Origin of the sequence: Paenibacillus cineris, assembly GCF_018333335.1 — a bacterium.
GTDB lineage: Bacteria > Bacillota > Bacilli > Paenibacillales > Paenibacillaceae > Paenibacillus_AQ > Paenibacillus_AQ favisporus.
The window spans coordinates 3589755-3610106 of the sequence record NZ_BORU01000001.1; the positions used below are offsets into that span (position 1 = coordinate 3589755).

The window sequence follows — 20352 nt, forward strand, 5'->3', positions numbered from 1 at the left end:
ACATGAACAAACAACTGATCCAAAAAGTAGTAACCGTAGGGTTATGTGCATCTATAGGTTTTGGTGGAATGATCGCAACGAGCGCACAGGTAACGGAAGCCTCTGCAGCTAACACTCAAGTTGCAACGACATCGACAACGACTGGTCAAAAAGTCGTAAATTACGGTAAACAATATATGGGTACTCCATACAAGTTCGGCGCTTCGACCAGCACAACAAGAAATTTTGACTGCTCTTCTTTTATGAAGCATATCTTTAAGAAGTACGGCGTAAACTTGCCGCGTACTTCTGTGGCGCAATCCAAAGTCGGAAAAGCCGTATCGAAAGCAAACCTGAAGCCCGGAGATCTCGTATTCTTCTCCAGCGGCAGCAGAGCCAACGGACATAACGTAACTCACGTGGCGGTGTATGCCGGCAACGGTAAAATTCTGCACACGTACGGTTCTCCCGGCGTAACGATTTCCAATCTGAACTCCGGCAACTGGAAGAGAACTTATCTGAAAGCACGCCGCGTACTGTAGGTTATAATACAAATCAACGTGGAAGGCTGGTAGTCCTGTAGGACTATTGGCCTTCTTTTATTATATAACCCACTCCGCGCACGGTGTGAATCAGTTTTTGCTTAAATCCGCGGTCTACCTTTTTCCTCAAATGCCGGATATATACATCTACGACATTGGTCACCATATGAAATTCGAATTCCCATACATACTTCAAGATGTCTTCACGGCTGCACACTTGGTTGACGTGCCTGGCCAGGTACAGCAGCAGGTCATATTCTTTTGCGGTCAGTTCAATAGGGGTTCCACCGCGCGTTACCGTCCGGCTCTTGGGTTCGATGTCCAGGTCGGCAATCGTGACCGTCTGTCCGTACTGCTCTTCGATCAGCCCGAACAGCGACAGCAAATTGCGGATCCGGGCCAGCAGTTCGTCGGTGTCGGCAGGCTTTTTCAGCACGTCGTTTGCGCCTGCTCGGAAAAGCCTGGACACAGGCAGGTCCATATCGGACGGCGTCAAAACGACGGCGGGGAACCGCCGGCCCTTCTGCTCACGCTGGACGGTGCGAATGAGCCGGGTTAAAGGCACAGCGGAGTCGGTCAAATCCATGAGCAGCAGGTCGACCGGATGGCTGCGCGCGTATTGAGCAGCTTCTTCTTCGTCCCCGGCAATATATATTTCGAACCGCTCTTCCAGAAGAGCGTCAACGACCTCACTTTCCCTCGCCAGCCCCATAGCCAGGATGCTTTCGTGCATGTCAGCCCACCGACTTTTTTAGTATTAATGACGTGCGGTCAGTACCACTTGCTCCGGCGAGCACGCCGATTGCTTCCCTTTAGGGTGGCCACAAAATAAAAAACCATTCCGGAGTACGGAATGGTCTGAATTTGAAAAATGATACCTTTTACCCAAAATACCGATGATACAGCGACCTGGCCTCGGGAATATCCTTGGTGCCGTGCACCAGCACCCTCCCGTCGGCAAAGATGACCATCCGCTTCGATTCCAATTGAAATGATACCAGAAAAGGGTTGGCGTCGACGATGCCCTCTCCGAGCTTGGACAGCCTGTCGGCCGTTTCCGCCAAATCGAGAGACCGCTTGCTTCCGGGACGGATCTGGACGGTGTCGCGCCCGCAGAGCACGTCGGTTTTCTCCAGATTTGAAGCTGACAGGTAGGGGTATGTCCGCTGATGTCCACAGGTCGGGCAATCCTCCATTTTTGCATGGTCAACGCCGATTGTGATCCACTCGTTGCGCCATAGGTCAAAGGACACCAGTTTGTTCGATAGCGCCTCGGGATGCCCGCTTAATAGCTTCATAGCCTCCGTAGTCTGGTGGGCCGTCACCATCTGTACAGCCTGTGGAATGATGCCCGCTGTGTCGCAGGTGTCTCCACCGAGCGGGACTGTGCCCAGCAAGCAGTTCAGACATGGCGTCTTGCCGGGAAGAATGGTGTAGGTGATGCCATAGCTGCCGACACAGCCCCCATATATCCAGGGAAGGTCATGCTTGTGAGCCAGATCGTTGATCAGTAGACGGGTATCGAAATTATCGGTACCGTCCATGATCAGATCCACTCCGCGGACCAGCTCCTCCAGCTCATCGACGCGCACGTCCATAATGTGGCTGTCGATGACAATCTCCGAATTGATCGCCTCCAGACGCTGCTTGGCCGCTACCGCCTTCGGCAGCCGCCGCCGGGCGTCTTCCTCGGAAAACAGCTGCTGCCGCTGAAGATTGCTCCATTCCACGTAGTCCCTGTCGGCGATCGTGAGATGGCCCACCCCGGAACGGGCCAGCGTCTCGGCGATCGAAGTGCCAAGCGCCCCCGCGCCGATTATGAGAACGTGGCTGCCCGCCAGCCTCTGCTGGCCTTCCCTGCCCAAGGGGGCAAACCGCTCCTGCCGGGAGTAACGGTCTCCTGTATGTTGCATCGCTCATCGTTCCTTTCATAAAAAGCCGCAATCCCGAAGGAAAGCGGCTATCATATGCTTTTGGTTATTGTTTGTTGCGAGTGCTCGATATTCACAAGGCAGTTAAGCCCGCTGCGCGGACCACTCTTCCACGTTCCAAATTTTGGTGACCCAATCCTCATAAAAATCCGGTTCGTGGGAAACGAGCAGCACCGTCCCCTTAAATTCTTGAAGGGCGCGCTTCAGCTCGGCTTTGGCCACGACGTCGAGATGGTTTGTCGGTTCGTCAAAGAGGATCCAGTTCGCTTCACGCATCATCAGCTTGCACAGCCGCACCTTCGCCTGCTCGCCGCCACTGAGCATATTGAGCGGACGCGTAATGTGTTCGTTCTTCAGGCCGCAGCGGGCCAAGTGAGCACGGACTTCGTGCTGGTTCAAAGACGAGAACTCATTCCATACGTCGTCAATCGGCGTGATGTTGCCGGGGCGGACCTCCTGCTCAAAGTAGGCCGGATACAGAAAATCGCCAAGGTACGTTTTGCCGCTGATCGGCGGGATTTTACCCATGATCGTCTTCAGGAGCGTCGATTTGCCGACGCCGTTGCAGCCGACGATAGCGATTTTTTCTCCGCGCTCAATCGTCATGCTCATTTTGGGAAGCAGGGCGTGGGTATAACCGATCTCGAAATCGATCCCTTCAAACACCGTCTTGCCGCTGGCCCGTGCCTCTTTAAAGTTAAACACCGGCTTGGCCGCTTCTTCCGGACGATCGATCCGCTCGATGCGCTCCAGCTGCTTCTCCCGGCTCTTCGCCCGGCCGGAGGTCGAATAACGCGCCTTATTCCGCTGGATAAAGTCTTCCTGCTTCTTGATAAATTCCTGCTGCTTCTCGTAGGCGTCGATATGCTGATTTTTCGAAATATCCGCCATCTCCAAAAACTTCTCGTAATTGGCCGAATACCGGGTCAGTTTAGCGAATTCCAGATGGTAAATGACATCGACGACCTGGTTCATGAACTCCGTATCGTGGGAGATCAAGATAAAGGCATGCGGATAATCCTTCAGATACTGGGTCAGCCACTCGATATGCTCCACGTCCAAATAGTTGGTTGGCTCGTCGAGAAGAAGAACGTTCGGTTTCTCGAGCAGCAGCTTGGCCAGCAGCACCTTGGTGCGCTGACCACCGCTGAGGGCGGCTACGTCCCGGTCCAGCCCAATCGCATTCAGGCCAAGACCGTTTGCCATCTCTTCCACTTTGACGTCGAGCATGTAGAAATCGCCGATATCCAGCTGTTCCTGAATATCGCCCATCTGCTCAAGCAGCAGCTCCAGCTCTTCGGGAGACGCATCGGCCATTTTCTCGGTGATTTCCATCATCTCTTTTTCCAGCTCGAGCAGCGGCAGGAAGGCATCCTTAAGCACATCGCGGATCGTTTTACCCGGCGTCAGCTTCGTATGCTGGTCCAAATAACCGTAGCGGACCTTCGGCGTCCATTCTACCTTGCCGCTGTCCTTCAGCAGCTGCCCCGTCAAAATATTCATCAAGGTTGACTTTCCGACACCGTTGGCACCGACGAGACCTACATGTTCGCCGGCCAGGAGGCGGAAGGATACGTTTTTAAACAACGTGCGTTCCCCGAAATTGTGGGAGACGTTTTCGACTGTCAATAAGCTCATAGCTGCTTTTTGCGCTCCTATCTATGATAAAAATTCATTTTTAGCATCAAGTCATTGAAATGACATTCAAGACATCATTTTATCATAAGAAGGAGCCGGCCGTAAAACAGAAATCCACGAAATCATGGTTTCTTAATTGAAGAACTCATTACGGCTCAAAAGCCCGTGTGCACGGTTTCTCAAAATAACCGTTTGCAGCCGCTTCTTTGGCGCTCGTGAAGGTCTCCGCAGCGTCCAAATCACCGGCACAATCGCCTCTGGAATAATAACGGATACCTGTTCGGTGATCCACCCCCGCCTTGATAACGGTCGACTTGACCAAACGGCCGCTGCCCAGCGCGTAATTGTTCAATGCTTGCTCGCCGATAGGGATGCCTTGGATAAACGCCAAGATGCCGATATCGTCGATCGAGTTATTCCACTCCTCCTGTGAAATGAGCGGAAGCGTAAACACGTACGATGCACCGTTTCGGACTGCCTTTTCATTATGCCTGTTAATGACATTCGCCAGGTCGTCCTCGATCGCCTGTACGATAGTCGTTCTTCTTACCTGCTCATACCGGACCCCATCTTGCAGCAAAGGAATGGACGAAGTCGGTCCGAGCTCCCTTTGAAGTCCCCTGATCCAAGTACCCGAGCCGGCTTGATAAGCTTCTACGACATTATCGAGCGTAAAATGGACCAGATTGCCTGCCCGGTCGCTGTAACTATACGGCTTTTTCGGAAGCCATAGATGCTTGGCATATGCCATGCCGTCAGCTCCCTTATATTCCTCCTCCGCGTACACCCAGAATCCGTCATAATCGATCACAACTACGGCCGGAATGTAACGGTCCAGCACCTGCTGGGCAGCCGCATCCTCTTCGATCCCCAAATTGGCATACAGTGTATGGTAAAACGTATCAAGGGCCAGCTCCTTATCCGCTTTAACAAATTTCGCCGAGCCGTAGCCTGACTCAAACTCCTGCCGCTCATTGACGTTCAGCATGCTCCCCGCGTCCTGAACGGCTGTTCTCAAGGCTGTAACGTACTTCAGCTCGGTAAAACGAACATTCTGCTGATCCTGAACATGGTAACCCACGATCAAAAAGACCGGAAAAAATATGACGATGAATACGAGGCAAAAATCAGTAATCTTCATTAAGTACCATGCCTCCGTACGGAAAAACGATCACTGCGGCCTCACCGGTTAATGCCCCTGTAACGAAATCGAACATCACCGTTCCCGCCGTCCGGTTCACATTTTTGACCGTAACTTTAAAAAAGTCTCCGGCCGTGAGCTTGTAGACTCTCGATTCATCGTCTTTGGGAACCGTAGTGTTGGGAAATATATAATCCATAATGTCAGAGGTATAATATCCGTCATAAACGGTTCTGAACTTGTTTTGAAACGTACCCGGGTCAGCCGCGTCGGTATATTCCGGATGATATTTCTTGTGAAGATGCTCCATCTGCACGTCGAACTCGTTGCCCGTCGCCTGAATTTCTTCCAGAAACTGCTCATACATCACCGGACTGATATAGCCCTTGTTCCTTACGGCATCCACGAACTGCGTCACTGCATTATAGACGACGATGCGGGACAGGTCGTCCTGCCGCTGCGAAGCTTCCGCTGCCGGATAAATGTACATGACGACCACGGCCAGCAGCACCGCCGCAAACTTCGAGATGGCGTTACTCATGCCTGGTCCTCTCCCTATTCTCCGACTTTGCAAAATGGATGCCGGTCAGGATGCCGGAGCCGTCCCACTCATAAGCAACGGAGTACAGCGCGCCGGTCTCGATCATTGAGAAATCAAACCCATCCTCCCACGGACCTCCGGGAACATTTACACCGTCAACCGAAATCCGGACATCCGGATCGTTAAGCCCCATCATACTGAACACAACTTGAGAGCCGCTCACCCAATCCTCATGCGATTCTTCCAAAACGGGCTGTACGCTTCTCAACTGTCCCTGGGCGGCGCGCCCTGCCCCGTTCACGGCACGGTTCAGTTCTCCGGTTAAGCCTAGAACGAAGATGCAGGCGCTAATAAACAAAATGAAGGCTAAACTGACGGAAATCATGCTTTCTGCATGCTGATTCATAACCTAAGCCACTCCTTCACCGTCCCTGCCTACTGCTCAAATATAAGTCCCCGTACCACATTGGAGCTGTCCTTCACGATGCTTGCCTTAAACTTTCCGCTCGGGTTGACATACTCATTGCTGGACTCGTTGGCGGTTTCCGTCAAGTTTCCTACACGCTGCCCTGTATTGATCACCGAACCGTAAGTGTCGCTCGCAATATCGGCGCTGATGTTGAGCTGATTGCCGTACCACTGACCCTGCCTGTTTTTGCCCGTTTTCACCAAAATGCCGAATTGGTCCTTATCCTTGAACTTTCGCAGTGCATTCGTCACCTGGGAACCGCTGATGCTTGTTCCGTCGTAAACCGTAAACGAAGCCTGGGACAGCTCGGTCTGAATGTCCGAGAAATTGTTTTGCGCGGTTTTTGTGGCTTCCTGCGCCGATATAAACAGAATGACGACAATCGTAATGAGGGCGATCGTCAGAAAAATGCCTGCGGCTACTTTTAATGCACTGGACGCGTTGTTCATAGGTTTACATCTCCTTATATTTTTTGAATTTGCTCGTAATAGATGTTCATCTGCATGAAGCTCATCGCAATCAGCGGGATGACCAAATAGATGAAAATCAAGGAGTACATGGGTGCAAAGCCGATCAGCCTGCCAAGACCCGCTTTTGTATCAATGATCCGCTCATAATCCTGTTTTCGCTGCTCAAAATAAAAGGACATCTCGCCTTCCAAATCGTCGAAAGCCTGGCTGATCGGTATTTTCTCCACAGAAAGGAGCAGCTTGTCCACGATTCTTTGAAACTCGGTGAACCGCACCTCCTCCTTCAATTGCTGGAGAGCCATTTCCCCGCCGTGGTCATAATGAATGAGACACTTCTGAATCGGAATTTTGAATATGACGGCAAAACGGTCCATCCACTCTAAAATTTCCTCCACCGAAATCCGGTCCATCTCCCTCAGCATCGAAATGACGGTCTGGTACTGGTAGACTTCATGCCGCATGTCCATATAGCGGAGCTTTCTCTGGAACAGAAGCAGCCAGAAAGGCCATTCGTATCCAAGCATGCCGGCGAAGAGGCACAACACAAGCTCCCACCATTTAAAATACTCGTTGTGATAGGCCTGAAGCTTACCGAGGATCCGGTTAGCCGAGTCTACAAGCTCGTCTTTGCCGAAACCTTTGCTGTCAGCCTGCAGCTGTTCGGCAATCTCCGCATAGGTAGCTTCCGGCGACATGTTCACCCTTCTCATGACATCTAGATCCCGGCTGCTGAGACGCTTGCCTTCCTCTTGCTGGGTGATGGTCGTCTGCCCGAAGAAGCTGTCCTGAACCACCGGATCGTACATGATGTGGTGCCTGGACATCTGATGAAGATACAATGTCATCGTCAGCGTAACCGCAAATACAATGAGGCTGTAGACGACCCGCCGGATGTAAAACCATTCATAGGTCAGCTCGGTTCCGGTTTCCTTCATCAAGCGGACCACTTTGGAATAATCAGCGCTTCCCGGATGGGGGGCGGCCCATGTGGCCATTACCCGGAATAACGGAAAACGCGATATTGCTTTCTCCCATGGGCGGCTGTTTCTTCCCGCCCGGTATGTAGTTTCATCATTCTGCTGAAGCTTTTGCAGCAAAACAAACGACAGGATAATCTCGATGTAAATGAGGATTTTGGCCGCATACCCGAGCTTGCTCATATAAAACTCATCCATCGCCGGAAAGCTGCTTCTGGCCCATCGCTCGATCGGCTTGGTAAAAAACAGGGGAACTAACGCGATCACGTTGAGGCCTTTTAACAGATAATCGAGCTTGCTTCGCCGCAAAATTTCCAGATGGATCTCCTTCGTCAGACCGCTAAGTCCCTGCAAATAGATAGAGCCCTGCTCCTTCACCTTGTCGCCAAACTCCATGATCATGTAAGAAATACCGGCAAATGCTTTTAAAAAACGGTTGGGTGCAGCTTCATAGTACTTTTCCAATTCTTCGGAAGGATTGTTGCTGATCAGCGCCTCGGCAATTTTTCGGGTATGAAGGCCTGCCTCGTCATCTGCCGATTCATCCGCCTCCTGCAGCGCTTCATCCACCATCCCGTGCTGATGATACCGGTGGCGGATGTCCGAAAACAGATCGAGCATTTGGACGAGCAGCCGCCGCTCCAGCCGGTTAACCACCATGTCGATCAACAGGCTGTTGATCACCACCGCAGTAAGCAGAACCAGCAGAAGGAAACTTAAGCTTGGGTTCAGCAAAAACAGCACCGCAACTGAAATACCCAGTGTCCCCAGTATGGATAGCGTAACATTCATGACCTCATGGCGGAGATAAAACTCCTCATACGCATGAACGCCGCTTACCCGTTTCCTTACTTTTCGGATATAGGCTGAAAGAAGTGGTACAGAACAACCTACGATATAAGCGGTTTGAAGAAATTGCTGCCATCGTTTGCGCAGCATCAATTCATCCTTCGGACGTGTAGGATCGCTCAGCAGCTCCAGCCGGTTCCTCCTCGACCTGTTATTCAGCCACATCATGACGGCATAGACTACCGCAAACAACGCCAGAGAAATGATCAGAACCAGGAACAGCAGACGCCTAACTCCCATATCCATTCCCCCAGTTCGTCTGAGCAAATTCCTTGAACATGACCGCATCCTCCACACTCATCTGCTCGGCCATTTCCCTGAAGTTCCTCTCGGAAATGGGTTCTGCAGCCACATATCCTCCGTCGCGAAACTCGATGATGTTCCGGAAGGAAAAGGAGCTCTGGTCATGAACGCGGCGGTAATACTCCGCCTGCAGTTGCATAAATTGGCCTAGCATCTTCCTGACACTCCCGTGGGCGCCCCCTTCAATCATGCCTAGCGGCTCCTTCTCCTTGGGAATGCATTCGGTAATCCGTTCGATGTACCGTTTGCCGGCAGCATCCCGTTTCAAATGAATGTCAAAGTTGATGACTTGAACCACCTGCTGTTCAGCAACGGCTTCATGGTGAAACACGCCGCTCTTCAGCAGGGAATTCCGCAGGGAGAAGATCAAATCGCGGAACGTCTTGGCGTGATGTGTAAATACGGTAAACAAGCTGGCGACTTGAGACATTTGGATCATCCAGGAGGAAACCCCGTCGCTGGCCACCTCGCCCAATATATTGACCGTGCCGTCCGTCTTTTTCTGAAGGTCCAATCCTTCCTGTCCGGTAATGCGATCTGTCTCCCGGAACGATAAAATGTTTCTACGGCTGTAGATCTTCCGGAGGTGGAGCTCGAACGCCATTTCCTGCACCCGGAGTGTATAGGTCGGGTAGATATGCTCGATCATCGCCATCAGCAGCGTCGTTTTACCCGAGCCCTGGGCTCCTGTGATGGCCGTAATTCGGCTCCCTTTCATGAGATAGCGCAGCATTTGGATCGGAAGCTGGGCGTTGTCCCCGGTGACCAGCTGCTCCAGCGTCGCGCTGCGGATGTCAAACTTACGGACGAAAAAAGCCCATGACTCCGAAAACGGCGGCCTGACCACCACGACGCGCGACCCGTCCTTCATTTCGTTTACTTTGTAGCCGTTAGCTTCCGACAGCTGGCCGGGGTGATTGTATTTATAAATGTTCTGGCAGACACGCTTCAGCTCAAGCTCTGTCCCGAAGGACAGACAGGCCATATGAATCGTTTTGCCCCTGTAAAATATCCACACGCTTTCGGTCATTCTGGCTTTACGATCCGGCTGAACCGAAGCTTGCAGCATACGCAGTGGGTCCAGTCCATAGGAGGCGGCGAATGACTCGTCAGCCAAAATACCGCTCACACCGCCGCTCACACCGTCAATCCGTTGATCCCTGAGCTCATCGATGACCGAAAACCCTTTAAACTGCTGGTAAATACGCTGAACGACAATTTCCAGCTTCTCCGAAAACGTCAGGCTTCGGGATTCATTGGCATACATTTGTTCCACATCGCTGGCGGTTACAGCATAAACTGGCTCATCGCCATAACCAGGAAGCACGCGCAGTTCGGCTAGACCGTGCAGTTCGAGCATCATTGACAGCGCGTCCTGGCCATACTGCAGTTTGTATAAATAAAAGATAATTTCGAATTGATCCTGTACGCTCAAAAGCCTCGGATCCGCAAACGGAATCGCCTGATCTATGTTGCCCTCCGTCACGCCATAACTTTTGACCAGCAAATCGGCCATAAACTGCTTCACGTATTGCTTTTCATGAACATCTCCGGAAATGCAGTTCTTCAGCGCTTTGCGCAGCTCACTGCGCTGATTCAGCCTGCGCTTGTATTCTTCTTCATGCAGTCCCAGGTCGGTTAGTTGACTGTGGGTCAGCTCGTGAAGGGTCTGTTTGACGAACGATGTCATCGCTTCGATCGTAAATTCAACGCCGGTTGTCCCGGATACAGGGGGCCGTTTGCGCAGATCAAGCCATCTCAAGTAAATGAAAAGAGCTGCAAATAATAGAATGATTGCCATAAACAATATGTTGAACAGCGGTCCGGAAAACATTCAAGCTCCCCTTCCCACCATTTTCAAAGCGGGTATTTCAAGCATATTCATCAGGTCTTTGGCCAGCTGCCTTATGCTGCCGTAGAAGTGTGCCGATGGGTGCCGATCGTTTAGATTGCGGCTGCGCTGCATATAGTTCATGACACCATGCATGTTCCACGCATCCATGAAATCCGTATTGTAAGGAACACCATGAAGAATGCCCTTATACCCGAATCTGCGTTTAATGTTGTGAAGCGTGCAGTGGGATTCTTTGTCGTAGCGCCCAAGGACAAGGATAACCGGCTTATCCTTTAACTGGTCGGGATAGTGTCTCCCGCTGAAAAAGTGTTCCAATCCCTGAACGCTCTGCGTCAGGCTGATGACGATCAGATCCGCCTGCTCCAGCATCGTCCCGTCCCCCGGATCCCCGGCTGCCACCATCCCGCACCCGGCATCCAGCAGCACCAGATCATAACATTGGTTGGCGATCGTTACGATGGACTGCACCGATTGCCCTCGATAACCCGGCAGCGTTCCTCCCCGACGGTCATTTCCCTGGACGAGGTCGAGACGCTCAGGCAGCACAGGAATCGTGTAATCCCGGAAATTGTCCCTGAATAAACGCCGGTTAACCGCAAGCCTTTCCAACGCGTCCATACCGTGATCGTGAAACGACACGAGGGAATGGTCGAGCACCAGCCTGCTGCTTCGGAACGCCCCTTCCACACGTTCCCCCGCCGTACCACCGTGACCGAGAAGGACGCGCAGGCGATATTCCAAACCAAGGCAAGCCGCAGCCGCTGCTGCGTGCGCCGAACTTCCGCTCCCTCCCTCTAACGGGCTCCAAAATGCTACTGTACTCATACTTTGCTCCTTTCTGCGCTCCGTAAGGCGCGATGAATTGTTTTCGGTTCCATATCTGTCAGAAGTCTCATCAGCAGGCATAGATTTTTTTTATATATTCGGCTTAGGCGTCTGATCCGTACCTTCCGGGTATGATCGTTCTGCAGCTTCAAGGCATAATCCGTCTCGACCCACGGGATGACAACAGATGCTTCCTTCCATAGCACAGGGAGGCTGCCGAAATATCCTTCCGCGTACCCTTCGTCAAAAAAATCATCCACTGCCCGGACGTACACTTTATAGAACTCCAGCGGCGTACTGCCGAAATGCCCGCGTAGCAGGTCTTCCAACCAATCCCTTCCCTGCTCCAGCGTCCAAATCTCATAATCGCTGACCCATACCAACGCAGCGGCGCTTTCCCAGGAATCACGGGGACAAAATTCCGCCTGCTCCATATCAAATACAACTACGTCGTATTGCTCGATCGATGTCCCGACTAACGCGAGATGTTCCCTCAGTTCGGATTCATCCGCAAAACCCGAAGCGACATCAAAGCCGGAAAATTCCGTCAAAGACAGCGGTTTGTCCAGCTGTCCGATATACAGCGGATATTTATGCTTCTCGGTCGCATCCACCAGCAATACCTTTTGCCCTGCCGCACGAAGCAGCATGCACACATAGAGCAGAAGCTCGCTCTTGTCACATATCCCGGCAAAGATCCACGTCTTCACCTCATCACCCCTGGCCAGTCGATATTTTCAAAAGTTCACGAATCGTGTTGCTTTGCTTACATACAGCTCCGGCTGCTCTTAACTATGGTTGATCCGTTGAACTTCCACCCTCTTTCACTGCCTGTTCAAGCAGCTTGTTCTGCTGTGGTTGGTCCAACGTAAACGAGTCCTCTGACTCCCCGGCAGGGGTTGAACCGTTCGTTTGGAACGAGCTTGGCGTGCTAGAGGAAGATCCTGAGGCCTGACCAGACCCTGAAGAATATTCCGACGCCGAAAATGAGCCGTTCCCTGGAGATTGTGCATCTGCGCGGGCAAGGTCGCTCTCCAGCGCTGTGCGCACGGCCTCAGCCAGCGTCTGCTCCGCTTTATTTACGATGTTAGGGTCGCTCGCGATCAGTTTCATCACGGCTTTATTTACCGGATAGGTCGGGACCGCCCTGCTCTGCATTTCCGGTTCAACGTAAGTGAGCGCATATAATGCGGCATCATGCAAATAGGCATCCACCATGGCGCTCGACAAAGACAAAATCTCCTGCTCGTTCATCTTGATCCACATCGTTGGCGAAGCAAGCTTATCTATCTTTTTCTTGGACAGCACGATGTAGTCCTGACCGGAAGGAAACTGGATCCGTATGTCGACGGAATCCCCTTGCCTCAGGTTGGAGGGCAGTGAGACCGCCTTCATCTCCCGGTTTCTTAAATCCGGTGCGGTCGGCTGGCCTTCATACAGCATCGCTTCGGTTAGAGGCGTACCTTTGCCCAGCTCGATCTTGGCCGTCCTTCCCGCAGCTCCGTCCTTGTCCGTGATCAGGTTGCCAGGGGCAGCCTCGAGCGGAAGCCTGATCTGAATCAGATCGCCCTGCTTGATCGTCTCTCCGGGAGCAACATCGCGGGAGATAGTCCACCCGGATGCCATTGACTTCTGCGACTGGAGCTGAGCCTGCTCCAAATCGGCGATTTGCCGCTGGTAGTGGCGCTCTATCGCTCCCTCCCGTTTGTTGTGCTCCATCGCGTTCCAGACCGCATAGCCTGCAAACAGCAGCCCCATCGCCGAAGCGCCTGCCAGGCCTGCATAAATCAAGTGTTTCGTTCGCTGCCTTAACTTTGACATACTTCCCGATTACTCCCTCCTTCATCGTCGCCTCTCAGCTTAAGCCAAACCTGAACTTTCGTCTGCGCTCCGCGACCGGCAGCAGCCCTTGGAATATCCGGACAAATGCCCGGTCCATCTCATCGCATTGATCAAAAGGATCCACTTGAAGCGGGATGGAAAATACCCGGGACGTGCCCAGCGTACGCCGCAGCCGGTGCACAGCGTCCTGCGGTGCGAGCGGAAGAAAGTACATCCACTTATGCTGCGGATGACTGGACAATTGCTGGACGAGCCCGACCAAATCCTGGTGCTTCCACTCCGCTCCCGATCCGACAATAATGGGAATATCCGCACGCAGAAATTCCTCCAGCCGGTCATTACCGAAATAAGCTCCCAGATCCATCACCACAAAGTCGTAACTTCCACCAAGCAGGGAGATCACGTCAGCCCTCCCGGTTTGCCGCCAGTAATCCACGCCCTGCACCTCAAACTTGCGCTCACCCGTTTGCACGCGATCTGTCCTGCCGGCCGCGATTCTCTGAATCCGGCCGAACGCCGGAGATTGCAGATTCATCTCGACAAGGGCCACTTTGCCGTAGCTTCGGGCCAAATAATGCGCGACGGCAATCGCCGTATGGGTTGTCCCCGTGCCGCTGCCGGCCCCCATGACCGCGATCACCAGCGTTCCCGGAAATCCCGGCTTCCTCCCCGCTTTCAGTCCCACCGGTCCTGTACCCAGCATCCCGATGGAATCCAGGACCGAACGTACCTCCTTGGCCGATTGGTACCTGTCTTCGGGTTCAATGCTCAGCAAGCGGCGGATAATAGGGATCATGCCTTTCGGAATATCGGGGCGGATCAGTTCCTGTACCCCTTCCTTCCATTCGCTGCATTTGCCGCCGGTGGACAAATACAGCATCAAGGCGCCCAAGCCGTACAAGTCCGACCTTGCGTCGCTTTGCCCCAATCCATACTGCTCCGGGGCCGCAAATCCGACCGTACCGAGCTTAACGGTGTCCTGATATTGATCCTGCTTGTAATTTCTGGCGATCCCAAAATCGATCAATCGGACTTCCAGCTGGCGGGCAAGCATAATGTTGGATGGCTTCAAGTCGCGAAAAATGACCGCGGGTTCATGCTCATGCAGGTACTCCAGCACTTCCAGCAGCTGATTTGCGATCTGCAGAATAGTGCCAGCCGGGAGCCTGTATTGGTTCTCCTTAAAATACTTCTCGAGCGTGACACCCTGAATGAAGTCCATGACCAAATAAGCGAACCCTTCTTCATCCGATGCGAAAAAATCGACGATTCGCGGGAGACGGGGATGGTTCAATGAGATGAGAAGCTCAGCCTCATCCTGCAAGCCCTGAAGCAGCTCGGGCCTCGACGGTGTCTCCTTGACGGCCCACTGCTTGCCTGGAAGCTTCAGGTCCGCTGCCAGGTATACCCGGCTCATACCCCCTTCACCAATGCTGGCGATTACTTCATACCTCCCTCCAATCCTTTGTCCGGGACGCAGCCTGGAAGGATGACTCATCGTATACACAACCTTTCTGAACGACAAAAAAGGAAAGCACCCTCTGGATGACGGCGTGACCTGGGCCACGATCGTACTCCGGGATGCTTTCCCTATATTATCGTTTGGTTAATTTTGGTACCAGTATAAAATAAATTGTCGGATAGCGCAAGAAATATTTTCCAAACTGCATCATTGCGCCAATTATTGACAAACTAGTACTACAGCATTAACAACCTTAATATTTAATCATATAAAGTGTGATCTCGTCCCGATTGTGAAACAGCTGCTTGGCTCTCTGAACCTGCATCTCAGCCTGCTCGAACGACGAAATGACATCATCAATTAATGCCATCGGTTTTTTATGCATCAGCTTCACCGTTACAACCGCCGTTCCTCCTTCAGCCAGGCTTGGCAGCAGCTCCTTCACCAGCTTCACCATCTGTTTCGGACTCCAGCTCATATCGCATACAAGAAGATCAAATTCCTCATCCTTGAATTGTACTTCTGAGGCATTTTTCCGGAGGATCCGCAGCGAGGGATGCCCCTGCAGCGACTCATGCATGACCGCCGGGTCCACGGCTGTAACCTGTAAACCGCGCTCCAGCAAAAAGGACGTCCAGCCTCCAGGCGCCGCTCCGATATCAAGCGCTGTGTGAAAAGCGGTGAAATCGATGCCAAAGCTGTGCTCGGCTTCGAGCAGCTTGAATTTGGCCCTGGAGATCTGTCCTTCCTCACGCTGAAAGCGGATTGCTCCGCCGCTCCAGTCCGACAAGTTGTCGGATGGCCGTGAAACCCCGGCGTACAGCATGCTTCCAGCAGCAAAAATAGAAATGATCCACTCCGGATTCTGCACGACAAAATCCGCCCCGATGTCACTCAGCATCTCGGCCAGCGTTTCTCGCAGTTTGCCCGCGCTGTCCTGCCACAGGCTGTCGTCGGCTTTCCGAACCTGAAGCGACACGGCTGCGCCATGAAGCTCCTTCCGGTTTCGCAGGAAGGCGCTGACCTCACGGACCGCCTGATCCATGTCATCTGCATTTTGCTCCAGCTGCACAGGCTGGATGTGACGCAGAAAGATCGGCGGGCTGCTGATAATCATGTCTACGGCCCGGCCGGCTTCTTCATTTAGCGTTAACAGGAACACCTCTCCAGACACGAGCACGCGGCTTTTCAGGCGGCCGAATTTGCGGCGCAGCTCTTCCTGGGCATAAGGAGCGAAGCCGTGGTTTGCCGTGCATATAAATCTTGAGATGGAATCTCCCGATTCCTCGCTATTTTCATTATTCGATAAGTTATGATCAGTCAAAATGGGTTTACCCTCCAGAAATCACTTTAATCCATGGACGTCCTTCATCCCATTCCAGTTTGGCAGGAATGTCGTAAGTCCGCTTGATCAATTCGTTAGTCAGCACCTCTTGCTTTGGACCGGAACCGGCAATTTTGCCGTCACGGATCAGCGCCACATGGGTGAATAGAGGCACGATCTCTTCCACATGGTGGGTCACATACACCACGGTCATATTCCGCTGGCGAAGCCGGTCGACCTCGGCCAGCATCTTCTCCCGCTCATATAAGTCCAGGCCCGCACATGGCTCGTCCATGATCAGCAGCTTGGGTTCTGCCATCAAGCAGCGTGCCAGCAATACCTTTTTCCGTTCGCCCTGAGAGAGCGTGCCGAAGGGATGCCCCGCATGTCCTCCCAAGTGCATATCCTTCAGCAGACTATAAGCCTTCTCTTTTACGTCCGCCGGAATCTCCTGATAAAACCGCAAAAAAGCGTACGCTCCGGTGGCCACTACTTCCCATACCGGGTCGCTGAGCGACAGCCTTTCGATCAGCGAAGGGCTGATATAGCCGATTTCTTTGCGCACTTCCCGGACATCGCACTCGCCATATATATTACCCAGTACTTCAATTGTACCCGAGCTGGGAAAAAGATAACCCGTCATCATTTCCAGCATCGTCGTTTTACCCGAGCCGTTTCTCCCAAGAATCGCCCAATGCTCTCCGGGTTTTATTTCGAGAGACACATGGTCAAGAATGAGGCTGTCCTCTCTTCTCAGCGTCACGTCCTTCATCGAAATCATGATATCACACCCCTAATTTCCTGCAGCAGGTCCTCCACGGAGCCCATGCTGTACCGTATGGACGGCTTGGCGCTGCGGTTCGCGTCGGTGACGAGGAGCGCAGGCACGCTGCGGATCTGATACTGCTGAACGACCTGCGGCAGCATGTTCACATCCGCATCCGCCACGATGCCCTCCGGCAGCAAATGCTCCGCCACTTCAAGCATTCGTCTGGCTGCTTTACACGTGCCGCAGAAAGGAGTATACAAAAAGACGGCCAGCGGCTGCCCCTTAGTCCAAAGCTCCTTAAGCAGCTCCTGCTCACTTAGATGCCTCATTGCGTTTCCCCTCCCGCAATCCGCTCAAGCACATCCGGAGGCATTGGGCCATTATGAAGCACGACATGCTCTGGCTTATGATGATAGAGCAGCTCATACATTTCCTTTTTCCCCCACATACTCGACGTATGCAAATAAATCTCCTGCGGGAATAAGGCGTCCGTAATCATATGCTTGACCACGTCCTTGCCGGTCATTTCCCCGGGTCCCAAATCAAAATCAAGCGATAATATGCCAACCTCGCACTCCTTGAGCATCAGAAGGCATTCCCCCGCATTGCGAGCGAGGGTAAAGCCTTGCGGACAGCGGCGGTAGTCATCCAAAAACAGATGGATCACGCTCGGGTCCCCCCTTCCCTAAAAAAAAACAAAACGAAACGGCTATTCGATCGGCCAGCTTTTCACCTTGGCGATATCTCCGCGGTGCGTACCGTCTTCGCCTGCGTCCGTCTCCAGTACGAGCGCCTTGCCATGGAATTCCGGATATGACAGCAGCGCCTGAAAGGCTTCCTCGCCAATATACCCCTGACCGATCCGCTCATGGCGGTCTTTTCCCGACCCGAGCGGGTATTTGGAATCGTTCAGGTGGACTGCGGCCAGATCGCTCCAGTATCCAAGCTCTCTGCCCCGCTCAACGAGCGCATCCGTCGTACGCGGATCCCACACGCCTGATGCGTATGCATGGCAAGTATCCAGGCAAAAGCCGATTTTCTCCGGGTAATCGCTCAGCCGCCTGATGTTTACCAGCTCATCAAGCGTAATGCCCATTGAGCCCGGGGTGCCGGCCTGGTTTTCCAGCAAAATCTTCGCGCTGCCCTGCCAGCCTGACAGCGTCTCGTTTAAACATTGTATTATATTTTTGTAGCCTTGTAATGCATCGCGCCCTTTGAAATGTCCGAAGTGGACCACGATGCCGACCGTGCCGCAAGCCTCGGCGATGATCAGATCGTTCTGCAGCGACTTGACGGTCAGCTCGTACAGCTCCCGGCCCCGGCTGTCGCCGATTGCGATGTTGATCGGATACGGGGTGTGGGCGATGCTTGGCATGCCGTGCTCCCGGCAAAAGGTAAGGCAGTCCGCCGCAGCAGATACATCCAGCGTTTTGATCGACATGCTGCGGGGATTTTTCGGAAAATATTGAAACGATCTCGCTCCGATCTCCCATGCCCGCCGGGCAGCTCTCCCATAACCGCCGCGCGTGCTGACATGGCAGCCGATGAGCAGCTGGTTACTGCTCATGCTGGCAGGACGGACAATAAAAGACCTTCCGCCCGTTTAATTCGGATTTTTTGATCGTACCGCCGCAACGGTAGCATGCTTCCCCTTCACGGTCATACACTTTGCACTGGTCGTCATAGCCGCCGGTTAACTGGTCTCCCACCATAAACGGAGTATCCATATAGCCCCCGCCTTCAAGGGCTTCCCGCAGCACTTTCTGCATGGCATCATACAGCCTCGCAACCGATGCTTCCGTCAAGTCCTGAACCTTCACTGAAGGCAGAAGTCCGGCTTCATACGCGATTTCATCCGCATAGCAGTTTCCGATGCCGGCAATGACATGCTGGTTGACCAACAGCGATTTTAAAGATCCGCGCCGCCCCTGCAATATTCCTGCAAACTTTTCCGGGGTCATCCGGCGGTCCAGCGGTTCCGGTCCAAGGGGAGCGAACAGCTCATCGACTTCTTTTGCCGAATGCAGATGAAGATGGCCTAGCCGAAGGCCGATAAAATACAGCGTCCGGTCCCCAAACGAAATTTCAATCTGGGTAGAACGTTTCGGGCGATCCTCTTCGGTTCCGTAATACATCAAGCCGCCCAGCATCAGATGCAGGAGCAGCCTGCGGCCGTTGTTCAGGTGGAAAATGAGGTGCTTTCCGCGCCGCTCCACAAAAATCGTTCTCGTACCAAGCAGCTCCTCTTTGAAGCTTTCAACGGGAACATTAATGGATTTCTCCCGGTTGACGACCACGTTCGTAATCGGAGCATTGATAATCAGTTCTGACAGCAATCTTCGGTAATTTTCCATTTCCGGCAGTTCCGGCATCTTGTTCATCTATCCTTTCAAAATCCATCACGGATGTTCGTGTAAATGTATATAAAACGGTCCCTGAAGGTGTCAAGGACACAACAGCTGAGTCAGCTCGGTCAGATCACGGCAAATGATGTCCGGAGAGATGCCGGCTGCATCGACGTGCATCTGCAAGTTGCTCTCCGTCGTCAGCCCCGTCAGGACCAAAATCGTCTGACATCCCGCGGCAGCCCCTGCCGCAATGTCCGTACGCATATTATCACCGATCACAGTGGCTTCGGTCGGGGATAGCTGCAGCCGATCCGTAGCATATTTCATCAAGTGGCTCGAAGGCTTCCCGATAATCACCGGTTTGACACCGGAAGCCGCTTCAATTGCTGCTCCAAGCGATCCGGCCCCCGGGACAAGCCCGTGATCGGAAGGAAGCAGAAGGTCGGGATTGGTCAGCACAGAACGGGCGCCTTCACGGATCCAGCGAACGGCCTGGGCGAGCGTATCGTAAGTAAAAGAGCGGTCGATCCCTTGCACGACAAATTCAGGCGCATCGTCGACGAGCTTGAGCCCTTCCTCAATCAAAGCCTGCCGAAGCCCATCTTCCCCTAGCATAGCCACTCTGGCCCCAGGAGATTCTTCAGCGATATACCGCGCAGCGGCCAGTGACGAGGTGCAAACCTTCTCTTTGTCGGCGGGAACACCCATTTCGTTCAAATGAGCAGCCACCATTTCCGGCGTTTTCGAAGAATTGTTCGTCACGAATAAATAAGGGATTTCCCGCGATTGCAGCGTTCGAATCAGAATGTCCGCTCCGGGTATCATATGTTTCCCATGATATAACGTTCCGTCCAGGTCAATCAGCAGACCGCGGGTAGTTTTCAGCGTGTTCAATGGACATACCTCGTTTCATCTAGTAAAACTTTTGGCTGCGAAAAGCCTGGTTCCCGCTGCAGCGGTCGATTTTCAGGCTTCCTGTAACCCAGCTTGTTCCATTGTAAAAGAAAACGGAGGAATGTGGCAACCGGAAGCACGACGACAAGGACGTTTATCTCCATTATTTCGTCATGCGTTTACCCTGAAACCT

Annotated in this window: 21 protein-coding genes; 1 reads left to right on the plus strand and 20 read right to left on the minus strand. The window is 52.9% G+C overall.

From position 1 onward, the window contains the following. Positions 1–2: 2 nt before the first annotated feature. The gene (locus tag KI379_RS16620; RefSeq protein WP_089547886.1) at positions 3–521 is read left to right on the plus strand and encodes a C40 family peptidase; all 519 of its coding nucleotides are present in this window, start codon (positions 3–5) and stop codon (positions 519–521) included. A 43-nt stretch (positions 522–564) separates the two neighbouring features. Here KI379_RS16620 and KI379_RS16625 read toward each other — a convergent pair whose 3' ends face one another. The 20 genes from KI379_RS16625 to KI379_RS16720 all read right to left on the minus strand — a co-directional run bounded on the left by KI379_RS16625 (position 565) and on the right by KI379_RS16720 (position 20150). Beyond that, the gene (locus KI379_RS16625; protein ID WP_212984239.1) at positions 565–1254 is read right to left on the minus strand and encodes a response regulator transcription factor; all 690 of its coding nucleotides are present in this window, start codon (positions 1252–1254) and stop codon (positions 565–567) included. Between the two features lie 148 nt (positions 1255–1402). Beyond that, positions 1403–2434, minus strand: coding sequence for a thiazole biosynthesis adenylyltransferase ThiF (locus tag KI379_RS16630; RefSeq protein WP_212984240.1), 1032 nt, complete (start codon positions 2432–2434; stop codon positions 1403–1405). 102 nt (positions 2435–2536) lie between these two features. Continuing rightward, the gene (locus tag KI379_RS16635) at positions 2537–4090 is read right to left on the minus strand and encodes an ABC-F family ATP-binding cassette domain-containing protein (protein WP_076171317.1); all 1554 of its coding nucleotides are present in this window, start codon (positions 4088–4090) and stop codon (positions 2537–2539) included. A gap of 148 nt (positions 4091–4238) precedes the next feature. Further along, entirely contained in the window at positions 4239–5231 is a 993-nt protein-coding gene (locus tag KI379_RS16640; RefSeq protein ID WP_212984241.1) for a hypothetical protein, read from the minus strand. Continuing rightward, positions 5218–5772, minus strand: coding sequence for a hypothetical protein (locus tag KI379_RS16645; protein WP_212984242.1), 555 nt, complete (start codon positions 5770–5772; stop codon positions 5218–5220). The genes KI379_RS16640 and KI379_RS16645 overlap by 14 nt, the downstream gene beginning before the upstream one ends. Beyond that, positions 5765–6178 (minus strand): hypothetical protein, encoded by a 414-nt coding sequence (locus KI379_RS16650; RefSeq protein ID WP_212984243.1) that lies wholly within the window; start codon positions 6176–6178, stop codon positions 5765–5767. Before KI379_RS16650 ends, KI379_RS16645 begins: the two co-directional genes overlap by 8 nt. A 29-nt stretch (positions 6179–6207) precedes the next feature. After that, the gene (locus KI379_RS16655) at positions 6208–6690 is read right to left on the minus strand and encodes an ABC transporter permease (protein WP_192715504.1); all 483 of its coding nucleotides are present in this window, start codon (positions 6688–6690) and stop codon (positions 6208–6210) included. A 14-nt stretch (positions 6691–6704) separates the two neighbouring features. Continuing rightward, the gene (locus KI379_RS16660) at positions 6705–8777 is read right to left on the minus strand and encodes a hypothetical protein (RefSeq protein WP_212984244.1); all 2073 of its coding nucleotides are present in this window, start codon (positions 8775–8777) and stop codon (positions 6705–6707) included. Continuing rightward, positions 8767–10674, minus strand: coding sequence for an ATPase, T2SS/T4P/T4SS family (locus tag KI379_RS16665; protein WP_212984245.1), 1908 nt, complete (start codon positions 10672–10674; stop codon positions 8767–8769). Before KI379_RS16665 ends, KI379_RS16660 begins: the two co-directional genes overlap by 11 nt. Beyond that, complete coding sequence (locus tag KI379_RS16670) at positions 10675–11520, minus strand: hypothetical protein (RefSeq protein ID WP_143811874.1); 846 nt, start codon at positions 11518–11520, stop codon at positions 10675–10677. It abuts the gene before it with no gap. Beyond that, on the minus strand, positions 11517–12230 hold the full coding sequence (locus tag KI379_RS16675) for a hypothetical protein (protein ID WP_212984246.1): 714 nt from the start codon (positions 12228–12230) through the stop codon (positions 11517–11519). Before KI379_RS16675 ends, KI379_RS16670 begins: the two co-directional genes overlap by 4 nt. An 82-nt stretch (positions 12231–12312) precedes the next feature. After that, positions 12313–13341, minus strand: a complete 1029-nt coding sequence (locus tag KI379_RS16680; protein ID WP_212984247.1) for an SAF domain-containing protein — start codon at positions 13339–13341, stop codon at positions 12313–12315. A 34-nt stretch (positions 13342–13375) separates the two neighbouring features. Beyond that, on the minus strand, positions 13376–14860 hold the full coding sequence (locus KI379_RS16685) for a serine/threonine-protein kinase (protein WP_212984248.1): 1485 nt from the start codon (positions 14858–14860) through the stop codon (positions 13376–13378). Between the two features lie 217 nt (positions 14861–15077). Beyond that, complete coding sequence (locus KI379_RS16690) at positions 15078–16148, minus strand: SAM-dependent methyltransferase (protein WP_212984249.1); 1071 nt, start codon at positions 16146–16148, stop codon at positions 15078–15080. A 7-nt stretch (positions 16149–16155) separates the two neighbouring features. Continuing rightward, complete coding sequence (locus KI379_RS16695) at positions 16156–16929, minus strand: ABC transporter ATP-binding protein (protein WP_212984250.1); 774 nt, start codon at positions 16927–16929, stop codon at positions 16156–16158. Continuing rightward, positions 16926–17246 (minus strand): thioredoxin family protein, encoded by a 321-nt coding sequence (locus KI379_RS16700; RefSeq protein WP_105442235.1) that lies wholly within the window; start codon positions 17244–17246, stop codon positions 16926–16928. The genes KI379_RS16695 and KI379_RS16700 overlap by 4 nt, the downstream gene beginning before the upstream one ends. Next, positions 17243–17584, minus strand: a complete 342-nt coding sequence (locus tag KI379_RS16705) for a cyclic-phosphate processing receiver domain-containing protein (protein ID WP_212984251.1) — start codon at positions 17582–17584, stop codon at positions 17243–17245. The genes KI379_RS16700 and KI379_RS16705 overlap by 4 nt, the downstream gene beginning before the upstream one ends. 42 nt (positions 17585–17626) lie before the next feature. Next, positions 17627–18484 carry a deoxyribonuclease IV gene (locus tag KI379_RS16710; protein WP_089547901.1) on the minus strand — a complete coding sequence of 286 codons (858 nt, stop codon included), beginning with the start codon at positions 18482–18484 and terminating at the stop codon, positions 17627–17629. Further along, positions 18474–19289, minus strand: coding sequence for an Fpg/Nei family DNA glycosylase (locus KI379_RS16715; protein WP_212984252.1), 816 nt, complete (start codon positions 19287–19289; stop codon positions 18474–18476). Before KI379_RS16715 ends, KI379_RS16710 begins: the two co-directional genes overlap by 11 nt. Before the next feature lie 72 nt (positions 19290–19361). After that, positions 19362–20150 (minus strand): TIGR01457 family HAD-type hydrolase, encoded by a 789-nt coding sequence (locus KI379_RS16720; protein WP_076171769.1) that lies wholly within the window; start codon positions 20148–20150, stop codon positions 19362–19364. Positions 20151–20352 lie beyond the last annotated feature (202 nt).